The organism is Spirosoma sp. KUDC1026 (assembly GCF_013375035.1).
Classification (GTDB): Bacteria; Bacteroidota; Bacteroidia; order Cytophagales; family Spirosomataceae; genus Spirosoma.
Genome location: NZ_CP056032.1, coordinates 2231601 through 2248865, shown reverse-complemented (window position 1 = coordinate 2248865; position 17265 = coordinate 2231601). Strand labels below are relative to the sequence as shown.

The 17265-nt window shown below is 54.4% G+C and carries 9 protein-coding genes; 8 read left to right on the top strand and 1 reads right to left on the bottom strand.

Going from position 1 to position 17265, the window contains the following annotated elements:
* The first annotated feature begins 7 nt into the window (after nt 1–7).
* The 3 genes from HU175_RS09430 (at nt 8) to HU175_RS09420 (ending at nt 4522) form a co-directional block, all read left to right on the top strand.
* Nucleotides 8–2344 (top strand): ABC transporter permease, encoded by a 2337-nt coding sequence (locus HU175_RS09430; protein WP_176566354.1) that lies wholly within the window; start codon nt 8–10, stop codon nt 2342–2344.
* A gap of 77 nt (nt 2345–2421) precedes the next feature.
* On the top strand, nt 2422–3846 hold the full coding sequence (locus HU175_RS09425) for a DUF4932 domain-containing protein (RefSeq protein WP_176566353.1): 1425 nt from the start codon (nt 2422–2424) through the stop codon (nt 3844–3846).
* A gap of 145 nt (nt 3847–3991) precedes the next feature.
* Nucleotides 3992–4522, top strand: coding sequence for a hypothetical protein (locus tag HU175_RS09420; RefSeq protein ID WP_176566352.1), 531 nt, complete (start codon nt 3992–3994; stop codon nt 4520–4522).
* Between the two features lie 5 nt (nt 4523–4527).
* Here the strand turns inward: HU175_RS09420 and HU175_RS09415 are convergent, their stop codons facing one another.
* Nucleotides 4528–4977 (bottom strand): hypothetical protein, encoded by a 450-nt coding sequence (locus tag HU175_RS09415; protein ID WP_176566351.1) that lies wholly within the window; start codon nt 4975–4977, stop codon nt 4528–4530.
* Between the two features lie 51 nt (nt 4978–5028).
* Here HU175_RS09415 and HU175_RS09410 point away from each other — a divergent pair, with 51 nt between their 5' ends.
* The 5 genes from HU175_RS09410 to HU175_RS09390 all read left to right on the top strand — a co-directional run bounded on the left by HU175_RS09410 (nt 5029) and on the right by HU175_RS09390 (nt 17176).
* A complete protein-coding gene (locus HU175_RS09410) occupies nt 5029–7449 on the top strand; it encodes an ABC transporter permease (RefSeq protein WP_176566350.1) in 2421 nt (806 codons plus the stop codon).
* A gap of 72 nt (nt 7450–7521) precedes the next feature.
* Nucleotides 7522–9924: an ABC transporter permease gene (locus HU175_RS09405; protein ID WP_176566349.1), complete on the top strand. Its 2403-nt coding sequence runs from the start codon at nt 7522–7524 to the stop codon at nt 9922–9924.
* Nucleotides 9925–9967: 43 nt separating this feature from the next.
* Nucleotides 9968–12343 carry an ABC transporter permease gene (locus tag HU175_RS09400; RefSeq protein WP_176566348.1) on the top strand — a complete coding sequence of 792 codons (2376 nt, stop codon included), beginning with the start codon at nt 9968–9970 and terminating at the stop codon, nt 12341–12343.
* 13 nt (nt 12344–12356) lie between these two features.
* The gene (locus HU175_RS09395) at nt 12357–14750 is read left to right on the top strand and encodes an ABC transporter permease (RefSeq protein WP_176566347.1); all 2394 of its coding nucleotides are present in this window, start codon (nt 12357–12359) and stop codon (nt 14748–14750) included.
* Between the two features lie 44 nt (nt 14751–14794).
* Entirely contained in the window at nt 14795–17176 is a 2382-nt protein-coding gene (locus HU175_RS09390) for an ABC transporter permease (protein ID WP_176566346.1), read from the top strand.
* Nucleotides 17177–17265: the final 89 nt, after the last annotated feature.

Below are 17265 nucleotides of genomic sequence, written 5' to 3'. Positions count from 1 at the left end.
CACAACCATGTTCCTGAACTACGTCAAAATTGCCTGGCGGAATCTGCTGCGCAACAAAGCTTTTTCGACCATCAACATCGTCGGTCTGGCGCTAGGTATGGCCTGTAGTCTGCTCATCGGCCTGTGGGTATACGACGAGTTGAGTTACGACCGCTTCCTGCCTGACCACGCCCAGATTCAGTACGTACGGGTGAACTTCAATTTTCGGGGTGGAGAGACGCAAACGGCGTTTGCCACCCCCGGTCCGTTGACGGAAGCCATTAGCCGCGATGTACCGCAGGTAGCCGCTGTTGCGAAGCTGACGTGGCCCTCGGAGCGACTGATTCGTGTCGGCGATCGGGTAGCGAAAGAGCAGGGACAATATGCATCGGCAGGCTTCTTCGACGTATTTGATTTACCTGCGGTATCAGGTAACCCCAAATCGGCCTTGGCCAGTCCAAATCAGATCGTAATTAGTCAACGCCTGGCCGAGATTTACTTTCCGAACGGGCAGGCTGTGGGGCAGTCGCTGCAACTCGACAACAACAAACGGTTTGTGGTTGGGGCTGTCCTGAAAAATCTACCGGCCACCAGTACGCTTCAGTTCAACTGGCTTGTCAATTTCAAGGCGCAGGAAGAAGAATGGCAAACGCAGTGGGGTTTCAATTCAGTGCAGACATACCTGCGCCTGAAACCCGAAACCACGGCTCAGCAGGCAGAAGCCACCATGAAAGGTATGTTCCGCCGGTACGCCACGTTCGACAACAAGGAGCAAATTATTCTGCAACCCATTACGGACCTGCATCTCTGGAGCGACTATAAAAACGGCGTTGCCGTAGGTGGACAGATTGAATACGTTCGGATTTTCGGACTAGTAGCCTTATTTATTCTGCTGATCGCCTGCATCAATTTTATGAATCTCAGCACGGCCCGTAGCACCAAACGGGCACGGGAGGTAGGCGTCCGAAAGGTAGTTGGGGCCCGACGGATGGCACTGATCGGTCAATTCCTGAGCGAGTCTACGCTACTGAGTCTGTTAGCTGCAGTCTTAGCGCTGATAGTGGTGTGGCTTACCTTGCCAGCTTTCAACACCTTGTTCGACAAACATATTACGCTTGACTTTACCGATCCATCACGCTGGCTGGGTATTGGCGGATTAGTGCTGTTTACCGGTTTACTGGCCGGCAGCTATCCAGCGATGTTTTTATCGGGTGTGCAGCCCGTACGCATTTTGCAGAGGCTTACAGTGCGAACAGGTCAGCGTCAAACTACACTGGGTCCATCCCAGCTTCGGCAGGTACTGGTTGTGTTTCAATTCGCCCTGTCGACTTTCCTGATCGTCGGTATGCTGGTCATTGGTCGACAGATGACATACCTGCGTACTAAACACCTTGGTCTCGACCGCGATAATGTAGCGTACCTGAGTCTGGAAGGCCAGTTAACCGACTATCAAAAAGCGGAAGCCCTGCGCTATGAACTACTGCAACGACCGTCGATAGCGAGCGCAACGACAGCTGCCCATTTGCCGCTGAACATACAAAGCAGCACCACTGATTTGCACTGGTCGGGCCAAAACGAAAAGCAGTTGGTGGAGGTATCGGCCATGTCGGTTGGGAATGACTTCATCAAAACCACCGGTATTAAACTACTTGATGGACGCGATTTTCGGCCCAACGCGCTCGCCGATACAGCTTGCTACCTTGTCAACGAAGCGGCCGCCCGGTTAATGGGCAAATCCACGCCGGGGATGAAAAAACCCGTAGGTCAGTATATTACGTTCTGGTTTGGCAGAGGACCGATCATCGGTTTAATGAAGGATTTCCACCTCGGCTCGCTACACGAATCCATCAAGCCGCTTGTCATTACGTATATGCCACCCAGCGCACAGTATCTGCTGGTCAAACAGTTTAATAAAGACTATCCATTCAGTTACCACTTTCTGGACGAAGCGTACGAAAAGCTCTATCACCGCGAGCAACAGGTCAGTGTACTCATCAATTATTTCGGTGCGCTGGCCATTCTGATCTCTTGTCTGGGCCTGTTCGGGTTAGCAACCTTCTCCGCTGAACAGCGCGTCAAGGAGATTGGTATCCGAAAAGTGCTGGGCGCGTCGGTCAGCAGCCTGATAGCTCTACTCTCGACAGATTTTCTAAAACTGGTACTCATCGCTATCGTCATTGCCAGCCCGGTGGCGTACTATGTCATGAATCAATGGCTAACCGGCTTTGCGTATCGGGCAGAACTGTCGGGATGGGTATTCGCCCTGGCGGGTGGGCTAGCCGTTGGCATCGCCCTGCTAACCATCAGTTACCAAAGCATCCGGGCCGCCCTGATCAATCCTGTCAAATCGTTACGTTCCGAATGAGCTATCTATTCACATTCAAAGAAGACCTGTTCATAACCGAACGGGTTTTCTTGTTTACAGTACATAACCAGATCCATATGCGCCTTCGTTTACTTTTCCTCTTTCTCTGTACCTCGCTATTGGCGGCAGCACAGTATAAACCAACCGTATCACTAACCCCGAAGGTTGATCACCGAATCGAGTTGTTGAGTATTCTGGCCCGACTGGCTGACTATGACGAATACACCCAAAAGCGGTATATAGCCTACGTAACGGACATCGAACAGCATTTTGGTCCTTACCGAAATCACCCAGCCGTTGCGTTCATGCGTGATGTTCGCACCCGACGGGGTATCGGTTTCGACGCTGTCATGAGTTACGCTATTCAACTCGATTCCACCTCGCTCAAACCCGCGATTGCGTTTGAAAAGCACCTGCCCGACAGCCGCTGGACGGTAGAGGATGCAACTAAACTGGCGGATCTGATCAAGCAATTTTACAAAGACGCCCATGTGGCAACGTTCTTTCAGCAGCAGGCAGATCGCTATCGTTCAGCGGAAGCTCGTTTTACCCAAGTCGTTCAGCGGGTCGACCTACCCTGGTTTCAGCGTTACTATGGGTCGGCTCCTAATGATGCGTTCCGGCTGGTGATTGGCTTGGGCAACGGCGGAGGAAATTATGGTCCACACCTACCGGGCAAAAATGGCTCTCAGATCAACTACGCCATTATGGGCACCTGGTCCGTAGACAGTACGGGGCTGGCCAAGTACGCCACCGACGACTATTTGCCAACAGTCATCCACGAGTTTAATCACTCGTTTGTCAATCCACTCATCGACCAGTCGGCTTCGGCCTTGCTCCCCTATGCGGACAGCGTCTACGCCCGTGTACAGGAACCGATGCGGAAGCAGGCCTATGCCAACAGTAAAACAATGTTGTACGAATCGCTGGTACGGGCGTCGGTGGTGATGTATTTACAGGAACATGATTCAACCGGCACCACGGCCCTGAATCAATTGCGTGAAGAGCAAAGTCGGTCATTCGTCTGGACCGACACGCTGACGGGCCTACTGCGTCAGTACGTGACGCATCGCCAACAGTATCCGACATTACAGTCGTTTATGCCCCGCCATACCGCGTTTTACGCCTGGCTGGCTCCTCGTATCGATAGTGTCCTGACGGCTTATCAGCAGTTGTGTCCGCAGATCATTGCGATCGAACCCTTTACCAATGGTAGTCAATCGGTCGATGCGGGTATCGACGAAGTACAAGTCCGGTTTAGCAAGCCCTTGCAACCCAAACGATACGGGATTCAGCTGGGTAAGGGCGGTAAAGATCAAATGCCCATTGAAAGCGTACTGGGCCTAACCGATGACGGTCGGGCGCTGCGGTTGAAAGTAAAATTAGAACCGGGTCACCCCTACTCCTTCCGGCTGCGGAACGGCGGCTTTCGCTCGACAGACGGCTATCTGTCGTCCGTGTATGACGTTACGTTTGCCACGGCCCCTGCCCCATCGAAATAGAAACGAGAAACCGTCGTCCGGTGACGTACAAAGCCTGTCCGATAGTGGACAGGCTTTGTACGTCACCGGACAGTTAATTTACTAAAAGTCAACCACATACAAACATGGCACGAGCTTGGCTACGATAGAATCAAAGACTACTCCCATGAAACTGCTTCTCTCGCTTTTCTTACTTGGCGCGTCGCTGGTAGCCACCGCCCAGACTTCGACCTACTCAACCACTCACTCGCAAATTAACGATGACGATAAGACCCTATCGATTCAGATTGACGGGCAACGTAACGGCCAGCCGATTAAATACAATCGAACGTTCAACGTAGCGAGCCTAAACAAGACCGAGCGGGAAGCGCTCAAAAACCGGGTTCTGGATTCGCTGGGGTTGGGTGAAGCCCCTCCAACACCACCGGTTCCACTCGCAGCAGCGACGGCTACAAATCAAACGAAGGTGACGTTCGTGTGCCCGACCTGTTCGGGTAAAACTAAGCTGGCTATCAACGGTGATGGTTATTCGCTGGAGCGGGAGCTAACTATCAAAAAAGACAAGACCGGTTTTCCGTTCGTCGTGGACATGAAACCCGGCAAGTATATCTACACGTACTGGCAGAACGGTGTCGAGCAGATGCAGCTTCCCTTTACGGTGAAAGCGGGCGAACCGAACGAAGTAATCGTGAAGTAGGCAGCTCATAAAAAGCTGTTCAGATCGAATTGCAAGATGTCAGAAAACGACGATTCAGTCGTCAGGCCACCATCGCCTTTGCGGTAACGGAACCAGTGTTTCGTGCGATAATTGTACACGAATCCTTCTAGGATACCATAGTCATTCTCTTCAATGAGCCGGGTAATCTTGAGTAGGTCATTTTTCTGGCCGGCTGTTTGGCAGACTTCGATAATAAGCCGGGTCTGCTCCGTAGCGTGGTCGAATAGTAACAGGTCGGGCACCGGATTCCCGTACCCTTCAGCGAGCATGGTTTCCGGCAGTGGCTCATAGGGTATGCGCTGCTGTTTGTAATACAGAATACCCAATTCGACATGCAGCCGTGAGATAACCTGCTGATGGGCAAGCGGAGCATTGACGCCCATGTCTTCTTCGTTCACCGATGAACGCCCGGTTGACGAGTTGTAATTGACCATTGGTTACGAAGTTAGATCTCCTCAAAAATACACAAATTTAACGTATCGCTTATGCTGCGTAACTACCTCAAAATCGCCTTCCGAACGCTCTGGAAAAACCGGACGCATACGCTGATCAATCTCGTCGGGCTGTCGGTCGCGTTCGGCACTTGCATCCTGCTGTTCCTGACTTCTACGTTCGAACTGTCGTACGACCGCTTTCATGCGGACGGCAGTCGGATCTACCGGCTTAATTTCCTCGAAACCACCCGTGACGGCAAGCCCAACCAAAGCGCCACAATGCCCTACCCTATCGCACCGACGCTACGGACGGAGTTTCCCGAAATTGAAGGGATTACCCGTTGGGTCGACCGGAGCGCCACGGTGCGCTGGAAAGACCGGACGCTGGGCAAAGACGTCCGACTGGCCGATGGCGATTTCCTGTCGATGTTCTCCTTTCCGATGCGGCAGGGCAACGTAAAAACGGCCATGACGGGCCTGAGCAATATTGTCATCAGTGAGAATATGGCGAAGGACGTATTTGGCATCGAAAACCCGATGGGCAAAACGCTACAGGTCCGTCTCAACGACCAGTGGCAACCCTTCACGGTAACAGGCGTCGTTGGCAACGCGCCAGAGAACTCGTCGCTGCAATTTGATGCACTAATTTCCAGCCAGGCCAACGCGGATTATCAGCTAGCAAAAGACAAGTGGAACTACGGTAATCATGACGTTTTCGCAAAACTAAAATCCGGGATAACCCCCGTACTGTTGCAACAACGGCTACAGGCGTTCATGAACAAGTATTTCGCCACGAACATGAAAGAGCGTACCGAGCAGGGCTACCCAAAAAACAGTCTCGGTTTTCAGCAGAGCCTGATCCTGCAACCGCTCACCGACGTACACTTCGATACGGTGACGACCAATGGACGGGGTACGAGCCGGACGTACGTATACACGCTGCTGGCCATCGGGCTGTTTATTCTGGCGATTGCCTGCATCAACTTTATCAACCTCACCATTGCGCAGTCAATTTCGCGGGCGCGGGAAGTGGGCGTACGCAAATCACTGGGCGCGCAGCGGGGGCAGTTGTTCGGACAGATCTGGGGCGAAACCGTGCTACTATCGGGACTTGCCCTGCTGCTGGGACTAGGCATGGCGTATGGTCTGCTGCCCACGTTCAACAGGCTATTTCGCAGTAATTTGTCCATCGAAAATTTTCTAACTCCAACCGTACTGGCAGTTACGGGACTTGGGTTTCTGGGCATTACGCTCATAGCCGGCGGGTACCCATCATGGTTCGTCACGCGGTTCAGTGCCGTGGACGTGTTGAAAGGTAATGTGAAAGTCAGCAGGCCGGGCGCCCTGCGTAATACGCTCATCGTAACGCAGTTTGCTATTGCCTGCCTCCTCATTGTCTGCACGCTCGTGATGCGTCAGCAGATAACCTACCTCCAGGAGCAGCCAATGGGACTCAACAAAGAGCAGGTCATTAGCGTCCCCATCAGCAGCGACTTAGACGGGGCTACCGCCCTGCAAAAGATGCGCGACCGACTCGCCAATCAGCCCAACATCGTAGCGGTGACGGGCACAAGCGTCAACATCGGCGCGGGGCTGGACGGCAGCTCGTCGCGCTGGACGCACGGGTTCATGTACAACAAGCGTGAAATCTCGTGCGACTGGGTGCGCGTGGATGTCGATTATCTGAAAACGCTGGATATTAAGTTAAAAGCCGGTCGCGATTTCAGCCGCGCGTACAGCACCGATTCGACATCGAGCATACTGGTATCGGAAAGCCTGGCCAAACGTCTCGGCGACGCCAATCCAGTAGGCAAATACATTGAACCGGATTCGGGGGCGAAATACCAGATCGTGGGCGTCTTCGCCGATTTCAACCTGTATTCGCTGCGCCAGAAAGCCGAGCCCATTGCCCTGCAGATGCTCCCATCGCACCGCGTCGATTACGTACTCGTTCGGGTGAATCCGCAGAATCTGACAGCCGCAATGGAAACGGTAAAAGCCGCCTGGAACGATGTAGACCCTCGTAAGAATTTCGTTGGTTCATTCGTCGACGAAAACGTTGAGCGCTGGTACAAAAAAGAGCAGCGACTGGCGACAATTTTTTCGTCGGCGGCCGGTATTGCCATTCTGCTGTCGTGCATGGGTCTGTTCGCCGTCGCGCTGATCAGCATCGAGCAGCGGACCAAAGAGATCGGTGTGCGTAAGGTACTGGGCGCATCGGTAACCAGTATTGTTACGTTGCTAGCGAGTGATTTCCTGAAGCTGGTCCTGATCGCCATCGTTGTGGCGTCGCCCCTCGCCTGGTATGCCATGAATCAGTGGCTAAGCGACTTCGCCTACCGCATCGATATGCCGTGGTGGGTGTTCATTCTGTCGGGGCTACTGGCCGTGCTGATCGCCTTCGTTACCATCTCCTTCCGCAGTATTAAAGCTGCGCTGATGAATCCGGTTAAATCGCTACGTTCGGAATAACCCGCGTGGGGTTCAGGGCAGGGGGAATAGGTATGGCCCTGTCCTGAACCCCACGCCTTTCCCCTCACAACTATGCTCTCGAACTATCTCAAAATCGCCTGGCGGAATCTGTGGCGCAACAAAGTCTTTTCTGCCATCAACATCCTTGGGCTTAGCGCAGGAATTGCTTCGTGCCTGCTGCTATTCATGTACATTACCCATGAACTAAGCTACGATGACTTTCATCAAAAAGCCGACCGGCTGATGCGCGTCACGATGGAGTACAGCATGGACGGCCAGGTTAGTAACGTAGCGGTGACGGGTACCAAAGTAGCGCCGGAGTTCGGTCGACAGTTCCCGGAAGTAGAGGCAGCGGTTCGACTCATCAATTACCGGGCCCTGGTTCATCGGAATGGCCGACACGTTCGGGAGAAACGATTCCTTTTTGCTGATTCAGCCTTCTTCTCGCTGTTTTCCTTTCCGCTGCTAAAAGGCGACCCACAAACTGCGCTGTCAGGTCCCAACAAAGTAGTGCTCTCGAAAAATACAGCGCAAAAATACTTCGGCCATGCAAACCCGCTGGGTAAAACAATGCGCATCAGCGCTGGCGGGGAAGACCATGATTATCTGGTAACGGGCGTGGTGGCGGACAGCCCGCAGAACTCGCAGCTTAAGTACGACATGCTGGCGTCGTTTACTACGCTGCCTGAAGCGGGTAAGGAAGAGTGGTGGTCGGCCAATTACGCCACGTACCTGCTGCTCCGGTCGCCCGACGCCTTGCCATCCCTGCAGGCCAAGATTCCGGGATTCATGAAAACCCAGTTTGGCCCCGACGAAATGAAAGGCGGCAATTACCTGACCTATCATCTGGAACCCATCCGGCGCGTACACCTACATTCCGATGTAGAAGGCAATTTCGAACCAAACGGCGACCTGCTTTACATTGTTGTTTTCAGTTCGATTGCGCTGCTTATCCTGCTGATTGCCTGTGTCAATTACGTAAATCTAGCCACGGCGCGGGCCGTGGAACGGGCACAGGAAGTGGGTGTCCGTAAGGTAATGGGGGCCCTGCGCAGGCAACTATTCGGGCAGTTCATGGGCGAATTGATACTGGTGACCTTTATGGCAATGACCTTGGGCCTACTACTGGCGTATTTCATGCTGCCGCTTTTCAACGAATTAGCGGACCGGTCGTTTTCGTTCAGCGTGTGGCTACACCCTACCTATTTGCTGCTCTTACTGGGCACCGGTCTGGCTGTCAGTTTGATAGCGGGCGGGTATCCGGCGCTGGTCATTGCCCGGTTTCAACCCATTCGTGCCTTATCAGGTCACTTGCAGACAACACGTGCAGGCCGTTTTCGGCGGACGCTAGTTGTTATTCAATTTAGTATTACGGCGTTCCTCATCAGTAGTACGCTATTGATTCGCAGCCAGTTGACGTTTATTCAGAACAAAAAGTTAGGGTATACCAAAGAGCAAGTGCTAGTACTGCCGGCTAATCAGCAGGTCAATAATAAGATTGACGCCCTGAAGTCAGAATTTCGACGGTCGGCAGGCGTTGCAAGCGTATCCCGGGCCTACGAGTCGCCCGTATTTATTCAAGGTGGGTACAGTATGCACCGGCAGGGTACGCCCGACGACAAAACCAAGCCCGTAACGGCTCTGCCCGCCGACGAGGATTTCATCCAGACGATGGGGGTCCGTATACTGGCCGGGCGCAACCTGACCACCGCCGACATGGAGCGGGTGGTTCAAAAACCAGGCAACACGGCTTACTACCATTTCATCCTAAACGAATCCGCGGCCAAAGAACTGGGCTGGAAACCGGCGCAGGCGATTGGGCAAAAAATGGATATGGGCGGGAATCGCGTTGGCGAAGTAGGTGCCGTAGTAGAAGACTTTCACTTCGCGTCGCTCAAACGCGCGATTGGTCCGCTCATTATTTTCCCGGATACGTGGGGCAACGTAGTGCTGGTCAAGCTGACGGGCACCAACGTACCTGCTACGCTCCAGTTTCTCGAAAATCGGTGGCATACACTCATACCAGACCGACCGTTTGAGTACAGTTTTCTAAACGACGATTTTAACAAGTTGTACAGCACGGAAACGCGGACCGGTCAGGTTTTCAGTGTCTTTGCCTTTCTCTCTATTTTTCTGGCTTGTCTGGGGCTATTTGGCCTGTCGGCTTATACAGTTGCCCAGCGTACCAAAGAAATTGGCGTACGAAAAGTATTGGGGGCCAGCATACCCAGCATTGTTACTCTACTCTCGCGAGATTTTTTGACGTTAGTCGCGCTCGCTACGGTGATTGCTCTTCCCCTGGTTTGGTACGCCATGACCACCTGGCTACAAGGATTCGCCTACCATGTCGGTATCAGCTGGTGGACTATAGCGCTGGCGGGGCTGCTGGAACTGGGCATCGCGCTGTTGATTGTCAGTTTCCAAAGTATCCGGGCCGCACTAGTCAATCCGGTAAAATCACTCCGTTCTGAATAGAAACCTGTCTACCAAGTATTGTTTTCCATAGGTCCTTTTGCTTATGCTACGCAGCTTTTTTACTACGGCTTTTCGGAATCTCTGGAAACACAAACTGTTTTCGTTTATCAATGTGTTCGGGCTGGCGTCGGGTATGCTGGTATGCTTACTGGCAATGATCGACATAAAAGGTGCTTTTGACTACGATTCCTTCCACCCGCACCCCGACCGAACGTACCGCATTCTGACCGACGTAACGACAACGGATCAGGACGAACAACCCTACGCTACGTCGCCCATGCCACTCGCCGATGCGCTGAAAACGCAGTACTCGTTTGTGCAGGCAGCTACGCGGGTGCTCCGAAACCACGGCGAATTCACGGCCAACCGGAAGCAATTACCCATTTCGTACAGCGCCGTCGACCCCGACTTCTTCCGGTTGTTCGGGTTTAAACTAGCCAGTGGGCAACCCGCCATTTCCCCCCAAACGGTGGTACTGACCTCGCAAACGGCCCAGCGTTTCTTCGGAACGGCCAACCCCATTGGGAAACGGATTGACCATCCGCAACTGGGCGCGCTGCTCGTTTCGGGCGTGCTGGCCGAGCCACCCACCAAGACCCATCTGCGTTTCGATATGCTGGTGTCGCTGGCTACGCTCACCGGTCCCGACTGGGTGCGCTCCCGAACCAACTGGAAAACCTATACGCAGGGGTATACCTACGTCATGCTCAAACCCGGTACGCCCGTTGAAACGCTGGATGGTGCGTTATCGATCCTGTCGGCCCGCGTTGCGAAAGGGGTTCGGTTCACACAGGAGAAAGGGTATGCGTTCCGCAGCCAATCCCTGGCGCAACTCACCCCCGCCCGCGAGGAACTGATGTTTGGTACGTACGAGCCATCCATCGGCAAGCTGCTGACGGAGATGGGCGTGGGTCTGCTGACGCTGCTGCTGGCCACGTTCAATTACATCAACCTGACGCTGGCCCGTTCGCTGAGCCGCGCCCGCGAGGTGGGTATCCGCAAAGTCTCGGGAGCGTTGCGTTGGCAGTTGATGGGTCAATTCGTGGCGGAGTCGGCGTTTCTGTCGCTGCTGGGGCTGGCCCTGGCCTACGGAATGCTGCAAGTGATAAAGCCCATGCCCTTTGTGCAGGAATGGCTAATCGGCGGAGTTCATTGGGAGCAGGATATCCGCGTGTGGCTGGTTTCCATCCTGTTCAGTGTGGTGACGGGACTGCTGGCGGGCCTGTTGCCAGCGCGGGTTCTCTCGGGTTTTCAGCCCGCGCAAGTACTGCGGAGTCAGACGAGGCTTCGGGTGTTTCGGGGAATCTCCTTGCGGAAGTCGCTGATTGTCGTCCAGTTTACCATTTCACTAATTGCCATGATTGCCTTGCTCGGTCTGGCCCGTCAGCAGCAGTATATGGCTACGGCCGACTACGGCTTTCAGCGCAGCAATGTGCTGACGATTCCTCTAAACGGGGTGCCCGCCAACCGATTGACTAACGCCCTGAATCAGTTGGTTGGTGTAGCGGACGTAACGGCTACGGCTGCCCGGTTCGGTGATCATGGGGGCGATTTTCGAATGGTTTACCGGCAACGAGCCGGGGGTGATTCGGCTGCGGCCGACGTCTTCGCTACCGATGCGCACCTGCTCTCCACCGTTGGCCTGACGTTGCTGACCGGGCAGAACATTCCCCCGTCGGTGGCGGATTCGGCGTCCCGGCTGGTCCTCATCAATGAGGAAGCCGTGCGAACCTTCCGGCTGGGCAGCCCCGGCGCGGCCGTTGGACAAACCCTCTGGCTAAACGACAGCACCGACGTTCAGATCGCCGGGGTTGTAAAAGACTTTTGGTACACAACGCTGGCGATGAAACGGCAGCCGCTCCTGCTTCGGTATCAACCCGCCGATTTTCGCTACCTGAACGTACACATCTCGGCTGCGAATCCCGAAGGTGTAAAAACGGCCATCGCCCGAATCTGGAAGAGACTAAGTCCGTACGAACCGTTCACGGGTCAGTGGTACGACGATTACCTGCACGACCGGCACAGCCACACCGACGACATTTCGTTTATGGGTCTACTGCTTGGTCTGGCGCTGTCGATTGCCTGTCTGGGATTGCTGGGCATGGTTACGTACACCACGCAGTTACGCACCAAAGAAGTAGGCGTCCGAAAAGTAATGGGTGCCCGCGTCGATCAGCTTATCTGGCTGTTGTCGTGGGACTTCCTGAAGCTGCTGCTCATTGCTGGGGCCATTGCGTTGCCGGTGGGCTACCTGGCAACGAGCTTTTTCTTAAGGTCGTTTGCTTACCATATTTCGGTGGGCATTGGTATGCTGGCACTGTGCTTCGGCACCCTGTTATTACTGGGCGGTTTGACCATCGGATGGCGCACCTACCGGGCGGCACTGGCCAATCCGACGGATAGTTTACGATCCGAATAAATCCTACACGACGATGTTCACGAATTATTTCAAAATCGCCTGGCGCAATCTGATTCGCAACAAAGGCTACTCAGCAATTAACATCGGCGGGCTGGCGGTGGGTATGGCTGTGGCGATGCTGATTGGTATATGGATTTACGATGAGGTATCAGTTAATAAGTCGTTTCCGCATTACGACCGTATCGCCCAGGTGATGCGTAACCGCACGGTCAATGGAAAAACCGATACTCGGGCCGGGTTGCCTATCCCGTTGGCCCAGAGCCTGAAAACGACCTACGGCGATGCGTTTAAACACGTTGAATTAGCCTGGTGGACCAGCATGCACACGATCACACTGGCGAATCAGGTCTTTTCAAGAAGCGGCAAATTCATGACGCCCGGCGCACCAGAAATGTTGTCGTTAACCATGCTCAAAGGTAGTCGGGCCGGGCTTACCGAACCAGCATCCATACTTCTGTCGGCCTCGCTGGCTCGGGCCTTATTCGGCAATACGAACCCCTTGCACAAAACCCTGACGCTCGACAACGCCATGACCGTCAACGTGACGGGGGTTTACGACGATTTGCCCCCAGGAAGCAGCTTTGCCGATGTGCAGTTCATAGCCCCCTGGGCCCTCTATGCTGCGTCGACAGACTGGGTAAGCAGAGCCAAAGACGACTGGACCAACACCTCGTTTGAAATTTACGTCGAACTGACTCCCTCAGTCAGTTTTGCTGCGGCATCGGCATCTGTCAAAAACCTGCTTGTTGGTAAAACGAACGCCGATGCAGCTCAGAATCCCGAAGTATTGCTGTACCCAATGTCGCGCTGGCACTTGTACTCCGACTGGAAAAACGGCGTCAACGAAGGCGGCCGGATTCAATTTGTCTGGCTCTTCGGGCTGATTGGCCTGTTTGTATTGCTGCTGGCCTGCATCAATTTTATGAACCTGAGCACGGCCCGTTCCGTCAATCGGGCCAAAGAGGTCGGCATTCGCAAAGCCATCGGTTCCGGCCGACAGGAGTTGGTAACACAGTTCTTCGGCGAGTCGCTGCTGGTAGTGGCCCTGGCCTACACAGTGGCTATCGGGCTGGTTTTTCTGGCCATGCCCTTCTTCAATCAGGTTGCCAGTAAGCAGCTCACCGTTCCGTTCACGAATCCACTATTCTGGGCGGCTGGGGCAGGATTTACTTTGCTGACGGGACTTATTACCGGTAGTTACCCCGCCTTGTACCTGTCGTCGTTTCGGCCCATCGCGGTGTTGAAGGGAATCCTGCAAACCGGCAAAAGTATTACCACGCCCCGGCAGGTGCTGGTGGTGGTGCAGTTCACGGTATCTATCACGCTGATTATCGGCACGCTGGTAGTTTATCAGCAGATTCAGTTTGCCAAAAACCGCCCCATCGGCTACAGCCGGAACGGGTTGATCACGCTGCCCCTGAACGTGCCGCATTACGAACGACACCGGCAAACCGTGCGCAACGAGCTGATCCGGTCGGGAGCGGTGCTCGACGTGGGTGAATCGGCCAGCCCGCTGACCGAAGTACAGTCAACTAATGGCGGCTTCAACTGGACGGGCAAAGACCCTGCGTTACAGGTCAACTTCGCGACGATCAGCGTGTCGCATGAGTTTGGTAAAACCGTCGGCTGGGAGTTTAAGCAGGGGCGCGATTTCTCCCAACAACTGGCTTCCGACTCGCTGGGAATCGTTTTGAATGAGTCAGCCGTAGCGTTTATGGGCCTCAAGGACGTTCTCGGCAAAACCATCACCTGGACCGGAAATGGGTTCAATATCAGCTTTCATGTTATCGGTATCATTCGGGACCTGGTAATGGATTCCCCTTACGAACCTGCCCAACCGTCCGTCTTCTACATTGGCCCGAAGCCCGGTAAATTCCTGACTATGCGACTCAACCCGGACCGCAGTCCGCAAGCCGCCCTGGCAACCATCCGTGATGTGTTGAAGGAACACCTGCCCGATACGCCATTCAACTATACGTTTGTCGATGATGAGTACGATCAGAAATTTCGTAGTGAAGAACGAATTGGCACGCTGGCGTCCATCTTCGCGGCACTAGCCATTTTCATTTCCTGTCTGGGCATCTTTGGACTAGCTTCATTTATGGCCGCACAACGGACGAAAGAGATCGGCGTGCGCAAAGTGCTGGGCGCATCAGTGCTGAATCTGTGGGGATTACTCTCAAAAGATTTCGTCCTTTTGGTACTGCTTGCCTTAGGAATAGCTACTCCTTTCGCGTACTATTTTCTAAGTAAATGGCTCCTGTCCTACACATATCACACCACGATTAGCTGGTGGATTTTTGCCCTGACTGGTGCAGGTACGGCATTCATTACCCTGCTGACAGTGAGTTTCCAGAGCATCCAGGCGGCACTGGTCAACCCGGTTAAATCACTTCGGTCTGAGTAAATAGCCGAAACGGACGAACGCTATTGTTCCTTATACTGCCTACTATGTTACGTACTTATTTTCTGCTTGCCTACCGCAATCTGCTCGCTAACCGGCTTACATCGCTTATCAACGTAGTGGGCTTGTCGGTGGCGGTGGCCTGCGCCATTACGGTATTTCTGGTGCTGAAAAATTACTGGACACTGGACAACTTCCACCAGAACGGCGACCGTATTTTCATGGTCGAGTATGTACAGCATAATGACGAGGATACAGGCAAAACGCAAACGCTGGGTGACGCGCCCGCTCCCCTCGCGGCCGAACTGACCGCCCATTTTCCGCAGGTAAAACAGACCGTACGAATCGAGCGCGAGCGCGTTCAGGTGTTCGACAAGGAAACGCTGGTCGACGAAACGCTAACCTACGCTGATACCAATTTTTTCAGCCTGTTTACGTTTCCGCTGCACTACGGAAGCCCACGCGTACTGGCCGACCCCACCGCACTTATCATCAGCCACGAGGTAGCCGAGAAATACTTTCCCGGCCAGCTACCAATCGGGCAACCGTTTACGCTGCGGGTAGGTACGCACGAACAAAAACAGTTTACGATTCAAGGGGTCGCACAGCCGTTTCCGACCAACGCGGGCTTTCACTTCGACTTTCTGACCGGCTATCATTCTATCCATACCAGCCTGAAAAACCAGGATTGGACGACGCATCTCAGCGGTCTGTTTGTCGAAACGAACCAGCCTGCCGATGGCCCGCTGCTGGCGGGTCAGTTGAGTCGGTACGTCGCGCTGTATAATGCCAGCAATCGCGAGGGGCCCATCCAATCATTTACGCTCGAAAACCTACGCCACCCATCGCCCGACGCGCACGAAGTAATCCACCGACCTACTGAAGCCAATCATCCGCTGATTACGGTGCTGTTTGGGTTGATTGCCCTCGTGATGATGGCGGTCTCCTGCGCCAACTACGTCAACATTGCGCTGGGCAGCGTAACCCGGCGGCTAAAAGAGATCGGCGTGCGAAAAGTAATGGGAGGAACGAGGCAGCAGCTTATTCTGCAATTCATGATTGAGAACCTGCTGCTTTGCACCGTCGCTCTTGGCCTGGGTCTGCTGCTGACGGCGGGCTTTCTGGTACCGCTGTTCAACGACGTAATGGTGCTGAATATAGCCTTGTCGTTTACCAACAACGCCCCGCTCTGGGTATTCCTGCTCAGCATTCTCCTGTTTACCGCGCTGGCGTCGGGGGCTTACCCGGCCCTGTACGTATCAGCGTTCCGACCCATTGCCATATTTGCGGGTCGGCAGCAGTTTGGTAGCCGCCAAACCCTCGGACGCGTACTACTGGTCGGGCAATTCGCGCTGGCGTTCATTGCCGTCATTATCGGCGTGGTGCTGTCGAGCGCGGGGCAGCAATGGCGTGATCTGGACTGGGGCTACGACCCAAACCCAACGCTGGTCATTCGCCTGACCGACAGCACGCAGTACACAATTGTGAAAAATGAACTGACCCGGCATGCTGCCGTGCAGACCGTAGCCGGGGCAGTTAATCATGTTGGCGAGTCGTTGATCCGGCAACCGGTCCGGATTGGCGCTCAGGAAAAGCAGGTAATTCAGTACCGTGTCGGGGCCGATTACCTCGATGCGCTGGGACTCCAACTGGCGGCCGGCCAATCGTTCGATGCAGCGCGTACCGTCGAAAACGCCCAGTCGGTATTGATTAATGAGACATTCGCGCAGCAGCAGGGCTGGTCGGTGCCCTCAGCCCTTGGCAACGTCATGCGCGTCGATAGTCAGCTTGTTACGGTAGCAGGCGTTGTCCGCAATTTCAAACTGCTCGGTTCGGGAGTGGCCCGGCCCGTCCTGTTCCGAACGGCCGAAGCGCCCCAGTTTCAGTACCTGCTCGTGCGGTTTGCGCCCGGTACCGGCCCCGCGCTGGTGGCCGACCTGGAACGCTTCTATAAGGCTACGTTTCCGCACACGATGCTATCGGCCTTCTACCAGAAAGACGTGTTCAACGATTTCAACGACACCTCCGAGAAGCTGGCCAAGGGCTTTGGGTACCTGGCTGGGCTGGCCCTGCTGATTGCCTGCCTGGGCCTGTACGGCCTGGCGGTGCAGCACTTTACGCGCCGGGTCAAGGAAGTCAGCGTGCGGAAAGTACTGGGCGCTACCGTTGGACAGGTAATCCTGCTGGTGAACCGGGAGTTTGTCACCCTGCTGGTACTGGCGGGTGGACTGGCCAACGTGCTCTGCTGGCTGTGGGCGCGGTGGGTACTGGCCAACACGCAGGCGTTTACCGGTGCATTTCAGCTAAGTGCCTGGCCTTTTGTCGTGGCGAATACCCTAGTGCTACTAACAGCTGCGGTAGCCGTAGCCCGGCAGAGCCTGCAACTCGCCAACGTCCGGCTGGCCGATACTCTGAAGAATACCGATTAACGTCAAGAAGCTACTAAAGGCTGGTGGCCGAGTAAGGCTATCCGCTCCAGTTTGTCGAACGTCCTGCAAGTGCATTAGCAGACCTACTC

Coding starts and splice junctions, on each gene's coding strand:
- HU175_RS09430 (WP_176566354.1), top strand. CDS start 8: ATGTTCCTGAACTACGTCAAAATTGCCTGGCGGAATCTGCTGCGCAAC.
- HU175_RS09425 (WP_176566353.1), top strand. CDS start 2,422: ATGCGCCTTCGTTTACTTTTCCTCTTTCTCTGTACCTCGCTATTGGCG.
- HU175_RS09420 (WP_176566352.1), top strand. CDS start 3,992: ATGAAACTGCTTCTCTCGCTTTTCTTACTTGGCGCGTCGCTGGTAGCC.
- HU175_RS09415 (WP_176566351.1), bottom strand. CDS start 4,977: ATGGTCAATTACAACTCGTCAACCGGGCGTTCATCGGTGAACGAAGAA.
- HU175_RS09410 (WP_176566350.1), top strand. CDS start 5,029: ATGCTGCGTAACTACCTCAAAATCGCCTTCCGAACGCTCTGGAAAAAC.
- HU175_RS09405 (WP_176566349.1), top strand. CDS start 7,522: ATGCTCTCGAACTATCTCAAAATCGCCTGGCGGAATCTGTGGCGCAAC.
- HU175_RS09400 (WP_176566348.1), top strand. CDS start 9,968: ATGCTACGCAGCTTTTTTACTACGGCTTTTCGGAATCTCTGGAAACAC.
- HU175_RS09395 (WP_176566347.1), top strand. CDS start 12,357: ATGTTCACGAATTATTTCAAAATCGCCTGGCGCAATCTGATTCGCAAC.
- HU175_RS09390 (WP_176566346.1), top strand. CDS start 14,795: ATGTTACGTACTTATTTTCTGCTTGCCTACCGCAATCTGCTCGCTAAC.